This window comes from Leptospira bandrabouensis (genome assembly GCF_004770905.1).
Lineage (GTDB): Bacteria > Spirochaetota > Leptospiria > Leptospirales > Leptospiraceae > Leptospira_A > Leptospira_A bandrabouensis.
Genome location: NZ_RQHT01000014.1, coordinates 2044226 through 2060056, shown reverse-complemented (window position 1 = coordinate 2060056; position 15831 = coordinate 2044226). Strand labels below are relative to the sequence as shown.

Sequence of the window (15831 nt, the reverse complement as noted above, 5' to 3'; positions counted from 1 at the left end):
TCCCCCCTCTTTGTCATTTCTTCAAAAAAGAGCCTGTTGTCAATGTTCTCACGTTTTTGAGTCGATTTTTACTGTCTAAAAAAGAATGCTGAAAATTGGACAGGGATATGGAAAATACAGATACCGAAAAGCCACAAGAAGATGAAAAGTTCACAAAAATAAAATCTCTAGCAAAAGAGGCTTATCGTTTTCTGGATCAGGGTCGTTTTAAGGAAGCGAAGGAACGATTAGACATATTACTGGATGAAGATCCAGCAAATACTTACGGCCTTGTTGGTCTCGGTGATTATTACGCAAAAACAAAACAACCGGAACAGGCCATCCAATACTACCGCAAATGTTTGGTTGGAGATACCACCAATAAGTTTTCCCTTATGGGACTTATGAATGCCTACAGAGATTTAAATAGCCTCAAAAGAATCATTGAAGTAGCGGAAGAATTTCACCACATAACAATTACAGACGCAAGTATCCTTTCTCGTGTTGCCGATGCTCATAGAAAATTAAAAAACTTTAAAGAATCCGAAGTGTATTACATGGAAGCACTTCAAATCAATCCAAACGATCAGTATGTGATTGTAGGACTTGGGCATTTATACTTTGCATGCCAAAGGTATGTGGATGCCATCCATTGGTGGGAAAAATTACTCTCAAGCCAACCAAACAATATCAAAATCCTAACAGAGATCGGAAACAGTTACCGCAAAATTAAAGACTTCGATAAAGCCATTCTCTATTACGACCGTGCCAAAGAACTAGATCCCAAAAACTTTTTTGCCCTCTATGGACTTGCCGAATCCTATCGTGGTAAAAAAGATTTTAAAACTGCCATCACCTATTGGGAAAAAATTCTCGAATCTGATCCCGATAACAAACTCATCATCAACCGCTATGCCGATTCCCTCCGAGGACTTGGTAATTATGACAAGGCTTTGGAATGTTTTAATAAAATCCTTGCCAGTGGGGATGACTACTTTGCCCTTCTTGGAAAAGCGGCCGCCTTACGCCTGATAGGGGACCTGGAAAAAGCCGAAGAAATTTACTTAGGACTTCTTTCTAAATCTCCGAGTGATCCAAGACCTGCCTTAGAACTTTCTGATCTTTGGGACATTATGGGTAAAAAAACACAAGCCGTGAAACTATTGGAAGATCTAGCAAAGAAAAATCCTTCTAATGAATCCATTCGTGAAAGAATTGAATATTTAAAAGATTAAGATTCCAAACCTTCGGTTATCTTTGTGAATAAAAAATAAAGAATCACCAAAACAGAAAAAAATCCAGTCACTAAAAAAGTGATTGGAGCTCCAAACAGATACCAAAGCCAACCGGCGATGGAACTTGCAAAAAATGTCGCTACACTTTGTAACCCAGTGAACATTCCAATGGCGGTCCCTACTTCTAAGTTTGGAACAAGGTTACTAATCCAGGCTTTGGAGATTCCTTCTGTAGCACTGGCATAAACTCCATATAAAAAAAACGAAAATACAATCAGATATGGATTTTGGTTGGAACCCATAAGGAAATAAACGGTGGCAAACATCCCAAGCCCAAACAAAAACATTTTTTTAAAACCAACTCGGTCAGCTAAAATCCCCAAAGGATAGGCAAACAAAGCATAAACCAAATTATAAAAAATATAAATTCCAATTACAAACTTGTCATCCAAACCAGATTCTTTCGCTTTTAAAATCAAAAACACATCGGAACTATTCCAAAAGGCAAAAACAAGAAGTCCAAAAACTAACTTTCGATAGTTGGGGTTTGTTTTTTTCCAATACGAAAGAAAAGAGAAAAAAGAAGTAACCTGGATCTGGTTTCCTTCAGACTTTTGACCAGGTTTTTCCTTTAAAAAAAAGGTGAAGCCAATCGACACAAGGCCTGGTAACAAAGCCAGATAAAATAAAAACAAATAATTTTGCGGGTTAAAGTATAAATACACTAAGGCGATACTTGGACCAAGGACAGCACCGAGAGTATCCATAGATCTGTGGAATCCAAAAACACGTGCTTTGGAAGTCTTTGTCGCCTCCTTTGATAAAATTGCATCCCTTGCCCCAGTGCGAACCCCTTTTCCAATGCGATCGAAAACACGTGCCAAAAGAACCACCAAAGGAATTTGTCCAATGGCTAATAGTGGTTTGGATATGGCACTGAGTGCATAACCCAATCGTACATAGGGAACCCGTTTCCCAGATATATCAGATAAATTTCCAAAGAAACCTTTACTATATCCGGCCACAACCTCAGTGATCCCTTCCAAAATTCCAATGAAGAGAACAGAATAGCCGATGGATTTAAGATAGATGGGGAGAACAGGATAGAGCATTTCGCTTGCGATGTCTGTAAAAAGACTCACAAGCGATAATACCCAAACGGTTTTTGATATATATTTCAAAAACGAAGGGAACCACCCTCCTTACGGAGCGATGGTTTTAAGTAGGCTTAAATCTTCTTTTTTAAATACCTTGATTGTGGTTTTATCACCTTCTTTTGGTTTGCCGGTCACATAAATTTTGTCCCCAAAAAAAGTAATTTCAGAATTTTCTTCCACAGGTTCTTCTGTTCTTTTCTCAAAAGTTAAGTCTGATTTAAAACGAGAAACATGGTATTTGTCTTTTACCTTTTCGATCACGTAGATTTTATCCTCGCGATTGATCATCGGTGTTCTCCAGAAAATATCTGCAGACTCACTTGTTTTTTTCACACCGAGTTTATCTGGGTCGAGTAACACTAGTTTATGTTTACGATTCTCTACTTTTTCTCCATCATAACCAAGAACAAGAACTCCTTGGTTGGCGATTTCTTTAAATTCCTTAGAACAAATATTGTTATAGGAACTTTTATAAAGTGCATCATCTTTTGCAGGATCGATCGCCCAAAGTTCATTCGAATAGTGACCATCTGTATCATATTTGATAAACTTCATAAAAAGAATTTTGTTGTTCACAACATTATCACTTTGTTCTTCTTTTTTCTTTAGTTCTTCTTTGGTTTGTGCGAGTTCCGATTTTAACTCTTCTACTTTTGCTTCCACTTTTTGAACGGTATCATCTTTTTTAGCGGTGTCACCAGTGGTGGTTCCGGTTCTTGCTTCTTCTTTTTTTGCGATTTGTTCTTCTTTTTTACTGAGTTCTTCTTTTTTGGCTTCTACAGCTTCGGACTTTTTCTCAGTGTCTTTTTTTTCTTGTTCGATTTGTTTGATTTCTTCGGTTTTCTTTTCGATCTCTGTTTTGTTTTTAACCGGGTCTTTTTTTAACTCATTGAGACTGGCAACCGTTTCTTGTTCCTTTTTCTTCAATGCATCTTTTTTATCTTGGAGGTCTTTTTGTTCGTTCGCGACTTCTTGTTTTTTATCTTGCAATACCTTTTTTTCTTCTTTGATTTTATCGGTTTGCAACTTGTCCATTTTTTTGGCTTCGTCTTCCATCTTCTGTTTGGTTGCAGGATCTTTTTCTTTGTCCTTCACCATTTTGTTGACGTCTTTTTCTAACTCATCAGTGGTTAAATCCTTCCCACTATCTTTTAAAATATTTCCTTCAATCGGAATGATGATTTGGGTTTTTCCTGGCCAGTTTTTATAAACTGTATCAATTCCTAATTTGTCGGGAGAAGTGGCAGCAATCACACCTTCGGTATATTTTTTAGTAAAAAACTTGGAATCTTTTCTGTGGGTAGCGTTGTAATAAAGGATGTACTGAGCCAGAGTTTCCGAGTTTCCTGCTTTGTATTGAAAAGATTTTTCCACATAGGAAGCAATGATCCGTGCTATGGAATTCACATGGTCAAAACTTTGTGATTCGGAAAGGGAAAGGATGTCGGCTCCCAATTTTCCGTCAGCACCGGGAAGCACTCTTTGGATTTTGACCCCATCCACTGTGGCCGTACTTTCTTTGGCCAAGGTTTCTGCGAGTTTGCGACCAATTTCGGTATTTTCCTGGATGATTTCGTCCGAGGCCTTACGTAAGGAACGGTTGATGAATTCGATTTTTTTGGAACCCTTAATTTCGGACTCACCGAGTGGGGCTTTGGATTGGGCTGTCAGTGAAAGACTGACAAAAGTTAGACAGATGATGATGGAACGAGAAATTCTCATTGTTTCCTCACGAAATTTGGGGTAAAGATGCCCACAAGAATAACAACCTTTGTGATTCTGCAAAGCAAGTTTTAGAATAAAAATCTATTTACCGGGGGCCTGATCTTCAAAATTCTGTGGGAGAATGCCTACATTTACGCACAGAGTCTTCAATTTTAATGCCGGCCCTGCCATGTTGCCCACAGAAGTCATGGAGGAAGCACAAAGTGAGTTCCTAAATTACAAGGGAACTGGAATGTCCGTTATGGAAATGAGCCACAGGGGAAAGGTTTTCCAAAATATTTTGGACGAATCGCTCAGTGACCTCAGGGAATTACTCGACCTACCTTCCCGTTATGCGGTGGTCTATTTTCCAGGTGGAGCCACTTTACAATTTTCTGCCATTCCCTTTAATTATTTAAAAGCAGGAGACTCTGCTGATTTTGCACTCACCGGAGTTTGGGCCAAAAAAGCTTTCGAAGAAGCAAAGAAATTTTATCCGAATGTAAAATCCATTTTTAATGGGGCCGATTCACAATATATGAAACTTCCCACCATCACTGACGAGATCGTGAATGAGGGAGCCAAATATGTTTATATCACTTCCAACAATACTATTTATGGAACTCGTTATCAAATTTTTCCTAAATTAAAAAAAGCTCCTCTTTTTGCGGACATGACAAGCGAACTTCTTAGTCGAAAACTTCCCATTGAAGACTTTTCTGTCATCTTTGCGGGAGCACAAAAAAACATTGGGCCGTCTGGACTCACACTTGTCATTTACGACAAGGAAAAATTACCAACACAGGATCACCCGATTCCTAACCTAATGAACTTTGCACTGATGGAAAAAAATGGATCTTTGTACAATACACCTCCCACTTATTCCATCTACATAGCAGGACTCGTGTTTAAATACTTAAAACGGAATGGTGGCCTTGCGGCAATGGAAGTCACAAACGAAAGGAAAGCAAAAAAATTGTATGATGCCATCGATGCATCCAAACTTTTTTATGCACCGGTTCCGGAAGAGTTTCGTTCTGCGATGAATGTAGTTTTTAGAAGCCATAACGATAGTTTGGATTCTAAATTTTTATCCCTTGCCGAAGAACAAGGGTTTGCTGGACTCAAAGGATACCGCGACGTAGGTGGATTTCGTGCGAGTATTTATAATGCGATGCCGGAAGAAGGTGTGGATGCCCTGATTTCCTTTATCAAAGAATTTGAAAGAACCCATGGGTAGTTTTCCAAAAACCAACCTTTTATTCTTTTTTATTTTTGTAGGATCAGTATCTGCCCATTCCCTTTGGATTCCCGAAGGGAACTTGGGATGGGAAGCAGCGAAAGATTGTTATGTTCCTTTAAAAAAAGAAATCCCAGCAGGTCCCATTAGTCCCAATCTTATCAATTTGGACCGGACTAAGATGGAAGAATATGCCAAAGAATCAGCAGAACTTCGCCTAAATTCACTAAACTGTTTTCTGGAAGTAGTATCCAAAACCCTTCCCGAGGATGACCCTCTTACCTCAGATTTAGGAGAGTATTTTAAGGCCTCCCTACTCTCCGGTAAGGATAAGGAAGAAATGTATTTTTCCTATGAGTGGAGGATTTTACTTTCTGATGCAAGGCCTTACCCACTCACACCGGGAGAAGTGAATCTCGCCAAACAATGGTTTGAAGCACATACAGAAGTAAAAGAGGAAATCACAAACCTCTCCATCGAATACCTATCTGAAAAAAATCCAAAAGGTAAATCCAAAAGATATTTAGATCTTTTTACTGGATATTACGGAACCTTACTCCGCGAAAGAGATAAGTTTTTACTCTCTCTTTCCTTAGAATCTTTGAAGTCTTATACAGATGCCCTGAAACAACGAAAGGAAAAAGCCGAATGAAAGAAAAAATTGGAATTGCTTCTGACCACGGAGGATTTGCTCTCAAAGAATTCCTCAGGAAAAGTCTCGAGGAAACTTATGAAATTGTCGATTACGGTACTAAGAGCGAAGAGTCCGTCGACTACCCCACCATCATTGGAGATGCCTGCCGAAAGGTTCTTTCCGGTGAAGTTCCGAAACTCATCGCCCTATGCGGAACAGGCATTGGAGCCTCCATTGTCGCCAACCGTTTCAAAGGCATTCGAGCGGCCCTTTGCCATGATGAGTTTACGGCGGAAATGTCCAAACGCCATAACAACGCCAATGTTTTGGTTTTAGGGGGAAGGGTTCTCGGAACAGATTTAGCACAGAGAATCGTAAAAAAATGGATAGAAACAGAATTCGAAGGTGGAAGGCACCAAAAACGATTGGGACAAATCGAAGAACAATCGTAGTATTATTCTTCATTTGGGGTCTACCGATCTTAGGATGGGAAGTCCCCAAAAAAGAGAATATAAACCTCGGCCTCTGGAAAAAATTTGGTGTGGTTCAAAATTCAGAGCCAGGCAAAAAGAACTTCCTCAAACCTAAAGAAAATACACCCAAACACGGCGAACTTTTTTTCGATTTTGAAGGAGAGGTATCCGAACCACAGATCACAGAATCCGGAATTCCTTATAAATCCAAATCCATATCTGTCGTTTCTTCTTCTTATTTAACGGATGACCAAACCTATTTTTTTGGCAAACGATCCGCGTATTTTTCAGGTCGAAGAAACCAAATCCATCTTTCTGTTTCCGGGAATTCTCTTTTTGGAACTCACCCCGATCCTTTTACCATTAGCATACCCATTCGTTTAGGGGAACAAGGCGCAGGTTCTGTCATTTTGGATAGAACTGTATTTGTGAAAGGGAAAAAATATGGCATCTCACTAGAGTTAAACGAAAGTAAACCAACTCTCTATGTAAATAACCTTCTCCAAAAATCGGATGGAAGGACCGCCAGTTTCATTTTAGAATCACCAGTGAAACTCAAACGAAAAACTTGGGAAGTCATCTCCATTTATTTTGATACACTCAATCATAAGTACATAATGTATCAAAATGGTATCGAAACGGCGGAATATGAAAACAAACAAGCCGATACGATAGGATTTGGATTTCCTGAAAATGATTCTACTCCCCTAGTTCTCGGGAAATCGTTTTATGGTAACTTGGATGGGTTTCATATCCATAAAGGGGAACCTGAAGTAGAATATACAAAGTTTGAGAAAGTTCGTTATGATGATGAAACCAAAATTGGTTTTATGGAAGGAAATACGGCTATTTCCCCCGTTTTAGAAACCAAATATAGCAATTCAAGTTTAACGCGTGTTCAGTGGAATGTAGAACAACCAAAAGATACAATGTTAGAACTTTACTTTCGAGGTTCCAACCAAAAGTTTGTGGATTCCAACATCCATCTTCCGTGGACAAGAATCAGATCATTAGAGAGTGACCTGCCCAAAAACAAATTCAAATACTACCAATGGAAATTATGGTTTCGCCCAGACCCAATGGGGAATTCCGTTCCCAAAGTATTAGCTTTATCCTTTGAGTATACAGAACAAACACCGCCGGATGTTCCAACAAGGTTTCGATTGGAATCAAATCCAGAACCAGGAAAACCACTTTGTTTTTTATGGAACTCCAACCACGAAAAGGAAGTTCAAAATGGCGGAGGTTATCTGATTCATTATGGCCTACTGCCCAATAGAATGTTAGGTTCTGTTTTTGTAAAAAAAGACAAAAATGGAAACTTAGCTAAAATTGATGGTAATGAAGACGAAAGTGGATTCCAAAACAAAAGATTTTGTATAACAGAAGAAACTTTGGTAAATAATATTTATATACCAGAAGGGGAACTGAATTCCGAGGATTTTAGACCACTTGCAGACCAAGTGGATGTTTCCAGAAAAGAAAAACGAGGACTTTTATTCCAACCGGGTTTAACATATTATTTTAGAATCTCATCTTACAATCGTTATTTAAACGAATGGGATTCTAAAGACCAAAGAAGTCCACTTTCCCCAGCCATTTCATTTAGTTTCCCAAAAGAAGTTTCGAACTGAAAGTAAAGGAAGGGAGGAAATCTCCCTTTCCAAATCAACAAGAACACTATCCATCCCTTCTTTTAATGCAATTGCCATTTCAATATCACAAGTCTCAGACATAAAAATTTCTGTTCTCACAGCTTCTGTATCCAAATCAAAAATAGAATCAGTAAGATCTTCAAGATAACGAAGGATTTGCTTTTTTTTCTCAAACCCTATTTCTCCTAAAAGTTGAAATAATAAAAAAATTGATAGGGCTGAGGTATAAAATCTATCGTGTTTTTCCAATGATTCAAACAAAAGGTTTTGAATTTTTGTTTTCCGTGAGGAACGTAACAAAGCAAAAAGAACGGAGGAAGATAAATAAAGTTTCAATCGAATAACTCCATTAAAGCAACAACTGCTTGTCTTTTCAGAAGTTCCGACTTTTGAATGATTTCATTTTTAAGTGCCATACGAACCAATTCTCCTTGCGAAACTCCTCTCCTTTTTGCTTCATTTTTTAATAATATCTGTTCCTCTTCCGAAAGCAGAATTTGAAATCGTTTATCTATTTTTGCCATTAGTCTTCTTCTTCCAGTTCCTTTTCTGCCTTTTCGAATTTTCGCCAATACAAACTGGCGTCTTGCCACTGCCCCAAAGATTCATAAAGGGAAGCAATATTATAATATGATTCCGTCAAACGGTAGTCTAACTTTACAGCCTTTTGAAAAAGCTTAATCGCCTTTTCTTTGTTATCCGAAAACCACTCACTAAAAGCCCAAAGATAATACCATCTTCCTAAGTTTGGATCTCTGGGACGTAATTTTTCTAAATGTAAAACATTCTCTTGGAAAAGTTTGGAAGAAAGATTATAATTTTTTTGAATGAGTTTTGCTTTATTGATTCTGTCTTCAGCGGGTTCATCAGGTTTTGGAACCGACAAATCGTTTCTATAGAGCAAGGCTTTCGCATATAATAACTTAAAATACAATTCATTTTGGCTAAGATCCAGATAACGTTCCAAATAAGGAATGGAGGAAGTTTCTTCATCTACTTTGTGAAGATTATAAATTTGTTTTTTTAGAGCCGAAGTTTCTTCTTTTTTTTTGCTACCGCCGGCCCAGATCAATTGGGTCGATAAAAATAAGATACAAACAAATCTAAAAGTATAAATAGTAGTTTTGTCCATCGTCTGGAAATTTCATCGATTTGATTTCATGTCGAAACGGTAACTCTTGTAATTTCTGAATCACGGAAAGATACAAATCTTTTGCCGTTACAATTAACATAGAATTAGGTGATGTTTCGATCAATCGATCTTTACTTTCTAAATAGGTTTGAATGGAATCAATAAAATGCTTTTTGGAACGCTCCCATTCTGGAGTTGGATTGTATTCAGGCCATTGGATTCGAAGAACCGAAGTGGCCCTTTTTCCACCAAAGGTGGCTTGCATAAAGGAACGAATCATCCAAGATAAACTATCCTTTAAAAATTCAGGTTTTCTTTCTTCTTTTTCCACAAGAACATGAAGGGCAGGAATTACCTGACGAAGTTTCTCCTGGATCATCCGTTTATGGGAATCTAAAAACTTTGCCCTTTCTTCTTTATTCAAAAGCACTAAGAAGATACCTGGAAAACCTAAAGATTCCATATGAAAAGCAATGATAGTTTCTGTTTGTAAAAGAATCTCCCAAGAAAATTTTTTAGCAATAAAACGGTCAAGCCTAACGGTATCATCAACATCAAACATTGCAAAACCGGAATCATCAAAAGGTAAATACGGATCATGGTGTAAAAAAATTAAGTTAGAACGAGTGTTATAGTCTAGACCCGAGGAAATTTGATTATGAAAGGAACCCAAGGAATCATTCAAAAACAAATAGGAAAACCTTGGTGAACCAAGTCTGGAAATAAAGTTTTTTGTATAACCAACTATCCCATCGTAAGATATTTCGTTTTCACGATAAATTTTATCTAGTAAACCATACTCCACTCGTTTTTCTTCAGGAACCAAGGTAGCAAAATTTTCGATAGAAGGTTTGGGTTTAGTTACTTCCTGTGTTTCTTCTCTTTTGGTCACTGATTGAACCAATTTCTCCAACTCAGGATTAAAAATAGTTTCTCGTTTTTTTTGTACTGCATCTAAGATGGCCACTCGTCTCCAAGTAGCAGGAGGTAAAATTTTAAAACTCGTTTTTTTCACAGGATTTGTATTCTTTATAATGGGCTCCATTTTTGTTTCAATTCCTTCTTTGTGAATCACCTCTTTTTTTATCACCACTTCTTTCTCGAATGACTCTTCGCTCACTAAAGGGGATTCCCCTAACATAACGCGATGGTCCCATTTTCTTTTGAAAGATGCCCATAAGACAAAAAATATCCAAGGTCCGATAAACAAATATCCAAAACTAAATAAATATGGAGGGAAGGAAGAATAACGATATACTGACAAACCCGATAAAAAGCCAGGTTTTCCATGTTCTTTGGCTATATAATAAGAATGAAATTTATGATGTAAAAAACCTACTGACTGTTTTTTCGAATCTAAATGAACAAACCGAGATGTGTCTTCCACTTTCCAGGTTCTTGGATTAAATAAAACCTGCTCCTTACTTTTGTTATCCGATAGTTTTGCAGAGACTAAAGGGAAATAAAACTCATCACGGTCTTTTTCTTTTTTGGCTTGTAGAAGATTGGAATCAAGAACCGCTATTAAAATAGATATGGATGAATCTTCATGGTTTCGTTTGGGAATTAAATAAACTAAATCAAATTCTGACTCCACAAGGATCGTAATCGGATGATTTTGTATCCTTTGAAATAAACCAAAAATTTCAGTGCCAAATCGATTTTGTATGGTTTTGTTTTCTTTAGATCCCTCTTTCCAAAGATAAATTTCAGATACAATTCTTTCAGTTTCGCCTTGTCCTCCACCTTCGCCAAGTCCCTCACGAAGAAGATTTTTTTCAAGAACTGAAAGTGTCTCTTCAAATTGCATTAATCGATGTTTGGTCCAAGGTTTATAATACCTGTAGTCAGGAAAAAGTTCAAAACTTTTTTGATAAAACAAAAGTAGAATAAGGTAAACAATAACTGGCAAAAGAATTCTTCTTTTAAATTGAAATCCAGGTGTATGAATGACGATCCATATAAAACGGATATAAAAAAGACCAGTAAAGGTAACAAGAAAAAGTATAAAACATCCGAAACGAATTTCATCTGCTTCTGTGTCAGCTTGCCGAAGTAAATAAACTGAAAAATTTTCTGTTTTTTCCAAAAGGAGTTTTGAATTTTCACCATCTAACTGCCAAGTAATGGTTTGTCCTTCCTTTCCAGAAAATAGTCCTAATAGTTGGTTAACCTCTCTATCCCCTGTCAAAATTGACTCATCATTGGTATAAAGAATTTTTTGTGACTTGGGATCAAAGGCCCAGTATAAATACCCGTATTCTAAATTAGCATTTTGGATTTGTTTCGGCAGTGTTGGACCAGGAGGAAAAACCACAAAAAATTTTCCCGATAAGTCTCTATAAACAAAATCACCGTTAGCCAAAGTCCGAAGTTTTCCTTCTAAAAGTCCGGTGGGATCTTGCCTGAGTTCTTGTTGAAATATTTCGTTTGTTTCATTTGTGCTGTGTATCAAACGAAGGGAATCATCATACAATCGTACATAATTAAGACCTAACGTATGTTTAATGCGATTTGTTACTTGAGAGGCACGGTAAGGTAAGGTCGATTCACGAAAAAAGAACTCTAACGTATTTAAATACTCTTTTGTCCTGTCTTCATCATAACGTTTTAATGCAGAAACTAAATTGGATTTCATTCTGTTGGGCCGAATCCATTCAAAATACCCAAACAAAATAGAGGTGACAAGGAGGGAAACAAGTAAGTATCCAAAAAGAATAGACAGGTTTCCTAAATTCCGTTTCATCATTCTAATTATCGGGTTGTCATTGGCAAAAACCAATCAGTCCAAGGAAAGGAATGATTTTTTATGTATTTTTGGATGGGGTGGGCATCGCCGGTTACGATCCCAAATCCAATCCATTCAGTCGATTTGCCAAAGGTTTTTTAGCTCCCGTTGGTGGAATTCCTAAGTCGGACGCTGACTTACCGGTTTCACCTTCGCAACTGCACTACATCAAAACAGATGCCCATATGGGTGTACCAGGCCTTCCCCAGTCAGCCACAGGCCAAACGGCACTTTGGACAGGCATTCCAGGCCCGAAAGTGCTCGAACGCCATGTCAGTGGATTTCCCACCATTACCTTACGCAAAATCATAGCCAAATATTCCCTGATCAAAGTCCTAAATGAACAGGGACACCTCAGTGATTTTTTAAATTGTTTTTCACCTCCCTACCTCAAACACGTGGAAGAAAAACCAAAACTAGTATCAGCTTCCACCTTAGTCCAGTTAGCTAGTGGACGGCCTTTAAAAAACTTCGATGACCTGAGTAACGGCAGAGGTCTTTATATGGATTTAACTCATGAAATTATGGGAACTCTCGGCATTGATATGTTAAAACCGGGAGATCCACTTCTCGAAAGAAGAGATCCCTATAAATTAGGAAAGGAATCTTTCGCAAGATTTGCAAATTACCAGTTGGCTTTGTATGAGTATTTTCTCACTGACAAAGTGGGACATGCAATGGATTGGGAAAAGGCAGAACATATCATTAAAAACTTAGAAGGTTTTTTCCGAGGACTTTTGGAAGGAATCGATCCTAAAAAAGACTTACTGATTGTTTCCAGTGATCATGGAAATATGGAAGACTTAAGTCAAAAAAACCATACGGAAAACCCGGCGGCCACCATCCTCTATGGTAAGGATGCTGACCGCTTCGCTGAAAATATACATTCGCTTGCAGACATTGTTCCAGAAATTTATAAAACTTTTGGAATGGAGGAAGCCCTCCAGAATACAAAATCGAATGAATTTCTAAGGTAGTCCGACTAAAACTCCAAATCATTTCCTGAGTCTGGTTTTGTGGAAACCGAACCAGGTTTAGATGAATAGGAATCAGACGATACATCGGAACCATCTAGATCATTGTGGTCGGTAAACTGATCGAGTGATTCTTTTTTCCATGCAATCGCCTTGTCGGTAATCTGGTTTTTAGGGTATTTATCTACAATCGTTTGAAAGATACCTGCTGCTTTTTCAAATTTACCTTGTCTGAAATAAATGGTTCCTTTTTTATACAAAGCAGCTTGATCGAGCGAATAATCACTGTTATTTAAAACTTTATTGATATAAGTAAGTGATTCAGTTTGTTTTCCCATTGCATCAAATGACAATGCGATGTAATACAAAGCTTCTTCTTCTTTTTTAGGAGTAGGATTGACACTGATTACTTTTTGGAATAACTCAACAGCCTTAGTGTATTGTTTTTTTGTATAATTATCTTTTGCGTCTTTTAAAACCGAATCCTTATACTCACCTACAACTTTTTCATCAGCACCAGCTAACTGGTCTGCGGTTTCAATGTATTCATCAAATACATCAAAGGAAGCCCAGTCTTTTCCTAGTTTCCGTAATGATCTACCCCATCCAATTCTTGATTCTGTATTGTTAGGATCTTCTTGTAACGCTAGAGTATAATTTTTACGAGCAGTTTCAAAATTACCAGTTCTGTAATAGTGGTCAGCAAGAGAAAGAAAGGATTTTGACCTTAGTTTATTATCAGAACTTGATTGCAAAACAGATTCTAAATGAACTTTTCCTTCCGACTCGTTTCCAATTTTTAAAAGCAGGTTTCCAAGCGAATAACTCAAACGTTCTTTTTCATCGGGTTTAAGATTCGTATTCTTTTTTAAGTCTTTATAAATATCAAGGGCGGGATAAAAATCCGAGTTTTTTTCCAAAGCTCTTGCTTGGTTGTATTTAATTTGGAACTCATACTTTTCAATACCACGCTTACCAGCTAACTCAGAAAAGATGGAAATTGCCTTTTCCTTACTTTGCGGGTTCGATTGTTTTAAATACTCTTCCCCTTCTGCAATTTTTTCAACAATGGCTTGGGACTGATCTTCTTTTGCAGAAATATTTGTTTGGTAATAGGCAGTAGAAAGCCCTGCCACAATAAACAAAAAACCCGCTAACGATACAATAATTCGATTCATAAATTCCCTCTACCCGCCTGACTTAGGGTTTGATTCGTCCAAAATTCCACTCGAGATGGTGAATAAGATTTAGTTTCTCGTTTCAAAAAACATTTTAATGCTTTTTTTGTATCACCAGTTTTTAAAGCACTCACCCCTAGAAAAAACATTGCCTTTCCTTTAAGGTAAGAATTAGATTCATTTTTTAAATATTCTTCCAATCTATAAACAGCTATTTCGTATTTTTTACGAAGCACTGTTTCTTTGATAATTTGATTTAAATCTGTTTGTCCCAAATCATAATTAACAGTTGCAGAAGTTTCTTCCTTAAAGTCATTTGCCTGTTCTGCATTTTCTTTCAGAGGTAAACTCTCTGTTGGTGTTACAGAATGTTCATTTTTATAAACATCTGTCTTTTCTGGCTCTTTTTTGGGACGAGACTCTGCGACAACATTTGGTTCTTCCTTAGGAGTTATGTCCTTTGAAAAATCATATTTAAAGTAGGAAACATTTTCTTTTAAATTATAATCTTCCGGGATTCCGTTTGATTTTGCAGTCACACCAAAATAGAGTTCATCTATTTCTTTCAACTCTTTGATAAAAAAATTAGTTTTAGGGTGAACAACAGTTGCTACTTTTACTACAGACCCTTGTCCAAAAGAAGTTGTACCCTGGTTGAGTGGTTTCACAGAAGCATACAAACTATAAATTGTGGATTCGTCTGCAGCTTCTGGGCTAATCCAACTAATCACCGCACCTTTCCCCACTCTTTCATAACCAAGCCCGCGAACATGCATGACTCCACCCAAATCAGCACGTGTATCGTTTGATGCCACTTCCGGTTTTGGTTTTATCGGAGATTCTTCCACGATGACTTCTGCATTATTCTTTGCAGTCTGTTTAACATAAAACACACGTAAGGTTGATTTTTTATCTTCCAAAGGAAGTGTTTCTTCGCCACCAAGTTGTTTTACGGACACTCCATAATACAATGTCTGCGACTTATCCAAATCTTGGTCTAAAAAAGTATTTACAGGATGTGTGAGTTCAGCCAATTTTTCTGCCTTTTGCATGAGAGGCAAACTTGTCAGAGGTGAATTTGACCTATATACTGTGTATAAAGTTCTCCCTGCTATGGCTCCGTTTGGTGGTGTCCAATCCAACCGAATATATTTTTTTTCTATATTTGCGGTAATTCCAGAAACCCCACCTACCATTGATTGAATTCCCACATCAGCAGGAAAGGCAGGAAATTCAGGATTTTGACCAACGACAGGAGTGCCATTTTCTTCCGCTATTTGAATTGGGGTTACCGTATAATTTTGGTTAGCAAAAAGTTTGACTTCTCTACGACGAACATCCGTTACCATAACGATTGCATAATAATAGGTTCCGGGTTTTAAATTATAATCAAAATAAACGCGAGTAGGACTAGTAGGTGAAGTTTTATATCTACCTAAAGAATCGGCAATGTACAATTTGTCTGGACTATCAATCATGACTGTGGACCGGGCCACAATGATTTCACCTTCTAGTTTGGGCGGATCCCAATCTAAACGAACCGATTTTTTATCAGGTAATAGGCTAACATGAATGGCCTTGGCAATGGAGGGATAACGACTTTCCTCAAATCCAGAGTCTCCAGAAACCGGAACGAAAGAAAAGAGTAGCACAACCATCCAGAGCTGAATCGAGAACTTCAT

General features: G+C 37.6%; 14 protein-coding genes. 6 read left to right on the top strand and 8 right to left on the bottom strand.

What is annotated here, in order from left to right; translation table 11 throughout:
• Window positions 1–107 precede the first annotated feature (107 nt).
• Window positions 108–1214, top strand: a complete 1107-nt coding sequence (locus tag EHR07_RS16780; RefSeq protein WP_135746110.1) for a tetratricopeptide repeat protein — start codon at window positions 108–110, stop codon at window positions 1212–1214.
• Here EHR07_RS16780 and EHR07_RS16775 read toward each other — a convergent pair.
• Entirely contained in the window at window positions 1211–2395 is a 1185-nt protein-coding gene (locus tag EHR07_RS16775; protein ID WP_135746109.1) for an MFS transporter, read from the bottom strand. The genes EHR07_RS16780 and EHR07_RS16775 overlap by 4 nt on opposite strands.
• A 21-nt stretch (window positions 2396–2416) precedes the next feature.
• Complete coding sequence (locus EHR07_RS16770; RefSeq protein WP_135746108.1) at window positions 2417–4093, bottom strand: P83/100 family protein; 1677 nt, start codon at window positions 4091–4093, stop codon at window positions 2417–2419.
• 124 nt (window positions 4094–4217) lie between these two features.
• Here EHR07_RS16770 and serC point away from each other — a divergent pair, with 124 nt between their 5' ends.
• From serC to EHR07_RS16750, 4 genes are all read left to right on the top strand, one after another.
• Entirely contained in the window at window positions 4218–5315 is a 1098-nt protein-coding gene (gene serC, locus EHR07_RS16765; RefSeq protein ID WP_135746107.1) for a 3-phosphoserine/phosphohydroxythreonine transaminase, read from the top strand.
• The gene (locus EHR07_RS16760; protein ID WP_135746106.1) at window positions 5308–5967 is read left to right on the top strand and encodes a hypothetical protein; all 660 of its coding nucleotides are present in this window, start codon (window positions 5308–5310) and stop codon (window positions 5965–5967) included. The genes serC and EHR07_RS16760 overlap by 8 nt, the downstream gene beginning before the upstream one ends.
• Window positions 5964–6401, top strand: a complete 438-nt coding sequence (rpiB, locus tag EHR07_RS16755; RefSeq protein WP_135746105.1) for a ribose 5-phosphate isomerase B — start codon at window positions 5964–5966, stop codon at window positions 6399–6401. Before EHR07_RS16760 ends, rpiB begins: the two co-directional genes overlap by 4 nt.
• Window positions 6402–6490: 89 nt before the next feature.
• On the top strand, window positions 6491–8056 hold the full coding sequence (locus EHR07_RS16750; RefSeq protein ID WP_135746104.1) for a concanavalin A-like lectin/glucanase: 1566 nt from the start codon (window positions 6491–6493) through the stop codon (window positions 8054–8056).
• Here EHR07_RS16750 and EHR07_RS16745 read toward each other — a convergent pair.
• Genes EHR07_RS16745 through EHR07_RS16730 form a run of 4 tightly spaced genes read right to left on the bottom strand, consistent with a single transcriptional unit; the run spans window position 8024 to window position 11958 of the window.
• Window positions 8024–8413 (bottom strand): hypothetical protein, encoded by a 390-nt coding sequence (locus EHR07_RS16745; protein ID WP_135746103.1) that lies wholly within the window; start codon window positions 8411–8413, stop codon window positions 8024–8026. The genes EHR07_RS16750 and EHR07_RS16745 overlap by 33 nt on opposite strands.
• A complete protein-coding gene (locus EHR07_RS16740; RefSeq protein WP_135746102.1) occupies window positions 8410–8601 on the bottom strand; it encodes a CopG family transcriptional regulator in 192 nt (63 codons plus the stop codon). The genes EHR07_RS16745 and EHR07_RS16740 overlap by 4 nt, the downstream gene beginning before the upstream one ends.
• Window positions 8601–9209 (bottom strand): tetratricopeptide repeat protein, encoded by a 609-nt coding sequence (locus EHR07_RS16735; protein ID WP_135746101.1) that lies wholly within the window; start codon window positions 9207–9209, stop codon window positions 8601–8603. The genes EHR07_RS16740 and EHR07_RS16735 overlap by 1 nt, the downstream gene beginning before the upstream one ends.
• Entirely contained in the window at window positions 9181–11958 is a 2778-nt protein-coding gene (locus EHR07_RS16730) for a hypothetical protein (RefSeq protein WP_135746100.1), read from the bottom strand. Before EHR07_RS16730 ends, EHR07_RS16735 begins: the two co-directional genes overlap by 29 nt.
• A 50-nt stretch (window positions 11959–12008) precedes the next feature.
• Between EHR07_RS16730 and EHR07_RS16725 the strand changes: the two genes are divergently transcribed.
• Window positions 12009–12974 carry an alkaline phosphatase family protein gene (locus EHR07_RS16725; RefSeq protein ID WP_135746099.1) on the top strand — a complete coding sequence of 322 codons (966 nt, stop codon included), beginning with the start codon at window positions 12009–12011 and terminating at the stop codon, window positions 12972–12974.
• A 5-nt stretch (window positions 12975–12979) separates the two neighbouring features.
• On the opposite strand, the gene EHR07_RS16720 is transcribed toward EHR07_RS16725, so the two are convergent.
• Both EHR07_RS16720 and EHR07_RS16715 read right to left on the bottom strand, forming a co-directional pair.
• A complete protein-coding gene (locus EHR07_RS16720) occupies window positions 12980–14149 on the bottom strand; it encodes a tetratricopeptide repeat protein (RefSeq protein ID WP_135746098.1) in 1170 nt (389 codons plus the stop codon).
• A complete protein-coding gene (locus EHR07_RS16715; protein WP_244288969.1) occupies window positions 14146–15831 on the bottom strand; it encodes a tetratricopeptide repeat protein in 1686 nt (561 codons plus the stop codon). The genes EHR07_RS16720 and EHR07_RS16715 overlap by 4 nt, the downstream gene beginning before the upstream one ends.